Source organism: Nostoc cf. edaphicum LEGE 07299 (genome assembly GCF_015207245.1).
GTDB classification, from domain to species: Bacteria; Cyanobacteriota; Cyanobacteriia; order Cyanobacteriales; family Nostocaceae; genus Nostoc; species Nostoc edaphicum_B.
Map to the genome: position 1 here is coordinate 1 of NZ_JADEXF010000230.1, position 6,344 is coordinate 6,344.

A 6,344-nucleotide genomic window follows, 5' to 3' on the forward strand; every position below is an offset into this window, starting at 1 on the left:
GTCTGGCCCGATTAATCCATATTTTGAATCGTCTTCTGCAACTGGCGCTAATGGAATTTCACGATTTTCACGGCGGTCTTTGGTCTATAACTATGGAGATAGCGGCCCCGGCATTGCCATACTCCAGCGATTAGGCAAACAACTTCAATTCGGGGTAGCGTACAGCGCACCAAACGGTGGAAATCCCACACCTAATAATGGATTTTTTACAGGCCGATATTTAGCTTTAGCACAGTTAATCTACTACTCCGGTAATCGGAATTTTCGGGTGGCGGCAACTTACGTCAATACTTATAGTCCAGCAAACACTAGAGGTTTAAGCGGAACAAACTTTGGCCCAGCAGTCGGGAGTAATCTGGTCAATAGCACTGTGGCTGGAACGGGAACTGTAGCCAATCTTTATGGATTACAGGCGTTCTATCAAATTAATCCCAAGTTGGCAATAAATGGGTGGGTAAGTTATGGAGCGCACCGCTATTTGGGGCGCGGTGATGGTAGTACAATAGATTGGGCTGTAGGACTGGCATTCCCGGATCTTTTTAAGGAAGGTGCTTTAGGGGGGGTTTTAGTTGGTATGGAGCCGAAACTCACCAGGCTTAGTCAGAGTGTAGATTTGGGAGCAGGTGCAGGACAAGCAGACAAAGATACCTCCTTACACATTGAGGCATTTTACCAATATAGAATCGGAGATAATATTGAGGTGACACCGGGGTTCATCTGGATTACTGCACCAGACTCTGATGCCAGTAATCCTGATAGTTTATTTGCTTGGGTTCGTACTGTCTTTAGATTTTAAAACAGACTAACGGAAGCATGATAGCCTCAAAGAAACACTCACGTTAGTATTGCATTCCTTTCTTTAGACCGGGGATGAAGCGCGACACGGCAGGTTTTAACATACCTGCCCCAATCCCGATCATTTTTAGAGCAGAAAATTTTATATATGATTTACGCACTAGTCATAGAAAAATGAACCATGTTCGCGTAGCGTCTCGTAGCGAAGAACACGAAGTAATAAGAGTTTAAGAAGCTTTTTGCATAAGCCTTTTGGGCAATTTCTTCTGGCTATTGGTCGGGAAAATCGGCTGCTGAATATGCTCGCAGTTTGGGGAAACAGAAAACTCAACGACAAGTTAAGGGTGTTGGAGAGGTAGGATTACAGAGTGGGAGCGATCGCGAATATTCTTACAGATATAATTTAGAAGTGAAAATTAGTTTTAACTAAAATGTTCCAGAGATGAAAATCACACCTCAAGCTATCAAGTAATGGCGAACAGGTAGAGGCAGGTTTATTCAGCGATTAAGTTGGCGATCGCATCTACTAATTCGGCTGGCTCTACTGGTTTAGCAATATGCTTGTTAAATCCGGCTCTTAGTACTTGTTGAGCGTTCATTTCTCCAGCATAGGCGGTAAGTGCGATCGCTCGAATTTTACCTCCTTGCTCTGCTGGCAGTGTTCTCAACTGTCGCATGAACATACATCCATCCACTTCTGGCATTCCAATATCACTTAAAAGTATATCTGGCAAGGATTGGGCTAAAGTAGCTAAGGCTTCATTGGCTGATGTTACTGCTGTCACATTTGCTCCATACTGCTCTAGTAAGAAGACAATAAATTCTCGCGTGTCTGTATCATCATCCACTACTAAAATTTTGACACCATTTAAATTTGAAGATGGCTCAGAATTGCTACTATCTTGTTTAATCTCTAATTGATTTTGAATTAACGGTAATCTTACAGTAAAAGTTGCCCCCCGATCTTCGCCCTCGCTTTCTACCTCGACTGTCCCACCATGCAGTTCGACTAAGTGACGAACGATCGCTAATCCTAACCCCAATCCACCAAATTTTCTGGTGGTGCTGCTATTCTCTTGACGAAAATATTCAAACACGTAAGGCAGAAAATTGGGATCGATGCCTTTGCCAGTGTCACTGACTTGAATCAGTGCTGAGTTGGAATTGTAATTACGACATGATGATAGTCGAATATCAACCCGTCCCCCCGCAGGTGTAAACTTAACTGCATTTGAGAGCAGGTTCCAAACGATTTGCTGCAATCGGCTGGAGTCTCCTAAAACTTGTCCCAAATTTGGTTCCAGGCTGATGTGCATCTCAATTGATTTAGCTTCTGCTGATAGCCGCACTGTCTCCATTGCTGCCGAAATCACAGATGTCAGATCGACTGGGTAGATATTCAAGCTGATTTTACCTTGTAAAATCCGGGAGATATCCAGTAAATCTTCAATCAGTTGAGCCTGTAACTTCGCATTTCGCTCAATAGTCTTCAGGGCTTGAGGAACTGTCTTTTCATCAAGTTTTTTGGTTTGGAGTAGCTTTGACCAACCTAAAATTGGGTTGAGTGGCGATCGCAATTCATGAGAAAGTACTGCTAGAAACTCGTCTTTAATCCGGTTGGCGTTTTCTGCTGCTTTCCGGGCGGTTTGCTCTGCCTCGTATAAACGGGCACGTTCCATAGCTTGAGCGCATTGCTGTGCTAGTGCCAGCATAAAGGCTTGGTCATCTTGATTAAACTGCTGAATTTCGGTAAAAGCTAGAGACATTCCACCGATAGCTCGTCCCTCGATGATCAATGGAATCGAAATCCAAGCGCCGTAGTTGGACTGAGTGTATTCCTTGGCAAGATTTGAGTAACGAGCAATCCTCGCTGTTGTTGCCTCTTGCCAAATAGGCTGCTTAGTTCTGACTGCTTCTGCTAGTGGTGCGGATGCATTAATCGAGAATCTACGCCAGGAATCTATTATTTCTTGTTGCCCACCAACAGTTCGGACAAGTTCTAATTCAGTGCCGCTTTGAGTCAGTAGTGCCACAAAAACAGAACTAGCTCCCAAAGCTGCCATACCTTGCTCGACAATTACTTCAGCAACTTGTGTCGGAGTTAGAGATTCAGAAAGTGCAGCGGTAATCGCTTGCAGACGGGTAGTGCGAGATGCTGCGTGTAAAGCCGCCTGTTGAGATTGCTGTGCTTCTCTGTAAAGTCGGGCATTATCAACGGCTACGGCAGCACGACAAGCCAGCTCCTCAGCTAACATCAGGCTTTTGTTATCGTAGCGACGACCTGAAGAAGAGACTAAAGTCATCGCTCCCAACACCCGTCCCCGAACGATTAGCGGTACGCTCATGCCAGATATCGGATTTAGTTCTTGCAAGATTTTGAGGTGACTGGCGTTGTGGGTTAACCCTTGTATCTGTTCATCAGAAATAAAATGAGTAATTTGTGATTTGCCTGTCCGTATTACCTCAGCAACACCTTTTTTCAGTGCCAAATCAGGCGGATAATTTTGTAACTGTTCTACCAATTCTTGTTTCTCTGAATTGGCATGGGCTGTTGCAAGTCGGCGAACTAATTGATTCTCACAAATAATATCAACTAAGCACCAATCAGCTATTTCCGGCACTGCTAAACGCGCCAAACCTGCTAGGGTTGTTTCGTAGTCCAATGATGCAGCCAAAATCCCACTAGCTTCAGCTAAGAAACGCTGCTCCTCTTCTATCTGTTTGCGCTTAGTAATATCTCGCGAAGACGCTTGCATCTCTAAAATTTCTTGAGTTTGGCGATCGCGAATAGCTCGAATAGTTGCTTCCAACCAGATATAATGCCCGTCTTTGTGACGAGCGCGGTGAGTAACAGTATAAATATCTGGTAAATCAGCATTAATTGGGAAATTCTTCGCAATCTCTGCCAAATCGTCTGGGTGAACTAACTCCTGACTGGGATGACCGACTAGTTCATCTGGTTGATACCCCAATACTGTGTAGCAAGCTGGTGAAATATACAGAAGAATTCCATCTACTGTGTGGCGGGAAATAATATCAGTTGAATTCTCAGCCAGCAGCCGAAAACACGCCTCACTCTCGCGCAGTTTTGCCTCTGCTTGCTTGCGCTCCGTGATCTCTTGGCAGATTGCACCCACCCAAGTAATATCACTTGGTAGTTTAATTGGATAATAATTTACCGACCAGTGCCGCTGCTTTCCAGGTGCGGCGGGTGTCTCTCCACTGGCCTCTTGGGCAATAGATTCTCCCGTCTCGATCGCATGGTGTAAAGCTTCCATCACCGCAGCATCTACCCCAGGTAGCACTTGAGCGACGGTCTTACCGATATGCGCTTCTTGGGGAAGACCGTTAATCTCAGCTAAAGCGTCATTCAATCGAACGTATCTCAATTTCTCATCCCATAGACCAATACCTATAGGTGCGTTATTAAAGAGGGTATCAAGCAGAACGTTAGCTTCAACCAAGCGAGTCTGTTCTGTTTTCAGTAGCGCCAGTAGTTGCTCGCGTTCTGCCTCAGCTTGCTTGCGTTCGCTGATATCCATGCACATTCCTACCCATTCCTGGATTTCGCCTATTTCATCAAGTATAGGCACACCACGTATAGCCATGTCACGGTATTCCCCGTCATGCCGCAGAACGCGATACTCGGCAACTGCAACGCTGCGTCCAAAAAAGGACTGTCTCCAAATAGCAGCTACAGATGTCCGGTCGTCTGGGTGTAGTGCGTCAACCCAACCCCATCCTTTGTATTGTTCGGAACTTTGCCCAGTGAACGCCTCCCAAGTCGGAATCTCATCAACAACGTTGCCCCAAGGCCCGGCGCTCCAAACGATGGATGCGCTTGCTTCTGCCAGTGAGCGGTAGCGTGCTTCACTATGACGCAGATTTTCTTCTACTTGCTGCTGTTCATCCAAATATTGTCGCAAATCTGTAACCTCTCGATCTTTCAGGTTATCAATTAAGTCTTTAACAATGGTAGAATTTTCCTCGCCAATCGAGACACCTGGAATTTCAAAAATCTGACATATTTTCCTCACTTTCTTGCAGTAATGACGAGCTTCGCTGCTGCTCAATGAACTGACCAATTTGAGTGGCGATCGCACTCATCATTTGGAGTAAAATTTGAGCGCTGAAAAGTTTGATCGCACCTAAGATTTTATTATCCAACCGAATCGGAAGTCCGATGGCGGTGGCAAAAAAATTCTCGTCTTGGGCGGGTTCTGAAATCCAAACAGGTTGACCACTTGCCCAAATCTGACCGACTAAACCTTCACTAAAAGCAATTGTGTGCTGGTTAAATGGTTCTTTCTCCAAATCAGATGAATACCAAGTACTCATGGGGTGTAGAACATTAGCTTCATCGTCTACACTCCAGATTATTCCAGCTTGCCATCCTAAACTTTCGCACAAGGATTGTAGAATAGCTGGAACCCCATTCACAAGCGTAGTTGTCTCAGAGAGGACGTGAGCGATCGCATACTGTGTACTTAGAATAGCATCTGCTATAACTTTGACTTCATCTATCTACGGCTATAGACCTTGTAAGTTGGTGATTATGTATTACATCAACTATGATGCAAGCTATTTAAGCTAGTAATAGAATTGTTTTAATTCAGGGGATAAGAATATGAAGGTTTGGCTTGCCTGTTTTTTGGTGCTGTTTGCCTTAGCGGAACTGTTTGACTGGTTGCAAGAATTTAATCTGCCATTACCTATCTATATTTTAGGTGGCGCTTTTTTAGCTGTTGCTTCTAACTATGATAAGATTATTGGTTACTATTTTGCCGATTCCAGTATTGAAGCATCACTTGAACAACCTCAGTTAGATTCACTAACTCCATCTTCTAATCCGATTTCTTTCCCAGTTACCAGTTCTGTTGAAGATGTTCAAACATCTCAAACAGATGATTAGTACTTGTCTGATTCTATGGTTGACGCTGGGCGTAAGCTTGCTTTCAAAGCAGGAATGCGTCAAAGCCTCTAAATAGCAAGTAAATTGCTACATTAATAAGAGCTTCAGGTTAACTAGCTTTTAAGCTAGATTCCGAAAATTGACTTCTGCGCCTACAACATCTACCCAATTCAGGCTACCGCCTCAACGCCGTGATTAGTGGACTACTAGAAAAACTCCGCGTACCTTTTGTCAAAGTTCAGGATTCCCGTGAAACTTCTAAGAGCAAAAGTTGGCTGCAAATTATTTTTGTTACCAGTGTAGGAGTGACCGCCTTTATCTGGGGAGTTCGGGAAATCAAATGGTTACAGCCTTGGGAGTTAAGAGTTTATGACCAGATGTTGCGATCGCGTCCATCAGAAGCACCCGATCGGCGGATTTTGCTAGTAAAAATTACTGATAACGATCTCAAACGAGAGAAATGGCCTCTATCAGATCGGAGAATCAATCAGCTATTAAAGAAAATAGAGTCTTATCAACCGCGAATTATTGGTTTATATCTTTTCCGACCAGAAGACAATAATTTGGCGGCGGGGGAATTTCATCTCTACCCAAGCTGCTGAACAATCACGTAGTGACAATGTTATCTTGATTTTGG

General features: G+C 44.2%; 5 protein-coding genes. 3 read left to right on the plus strand and 2 right to left on the minus strand.

Annotation, left to right across the window (positions count from 1 at the left end; all coding sequences use genetic code 11):
- The coding region (locus IQ229_RS09000; protein ID WP_194043029.1) for an iron uptake porin at positions 1 to 796 on the plus strand (796 nt) is incomplete at its 5' end.
- A 493-nt stretch (positions 797 to 1,289) separates the two neighbouring features.
- Here IQ229_RS09000 and IQ229_RS09005 read toward each other — a convergent pair.
- Both IQ229_RS09005 and IQ229_RS09010 read right to left on the minus strand, forming a co-directional pair.
- Positions 1,290 to 4,832, minus strand: coding sequence for a PAS domain S-box protein (locus IQ229_RS09005; protein ID WP_194043030.1), 3,543 nt, complete (start codon positions 4,830 to 4,832; stop codon positions 1,290 to 1,292).
- A complete protein-coding gene (locus tag IQ229_RS09010; protein WP_194043031.1) occupies positions 4,807 to 5,235 on the minus strand; it encodes a GAF domain-containing protein in 429 nt (142 codons plus the stop codon). Before IQ229_RS09010 ends, IQ229_RS09005 begins: the two co-directional genes overlap by 26 nt.
- Before the next feature lie 187 nt (positions 5,236 to 5,422).
- Between IQ229_RS09010 and IQ229_RS09015 the strand changes: the two genes are divergently transcribed.
- On the plus strand, positions 5,423 to 5,707 hold the full coding sequence (locus tag IQ229_RS09015; protein WP_194043032.1) for a hypothetical protein: 285 nt from the start codon (positions 5,423 to 5,425) through the stop codon (positions 5,705 to 5,707).
- A 191-nt stretch (positions 5,708 to 5,898) separates the two neighbouring features.
- Entirely contained in the window at positions 5,899 to 6,309 is a 411-nt protein-coding gene (locus IQ229_RS09020; RefSeq protein WP_322743962.1) for a CHASE2 domain-containing protein, read from the plus strand.
- Positions 6,310 to 6,344 lie beyond the last annotated feature (35 nt).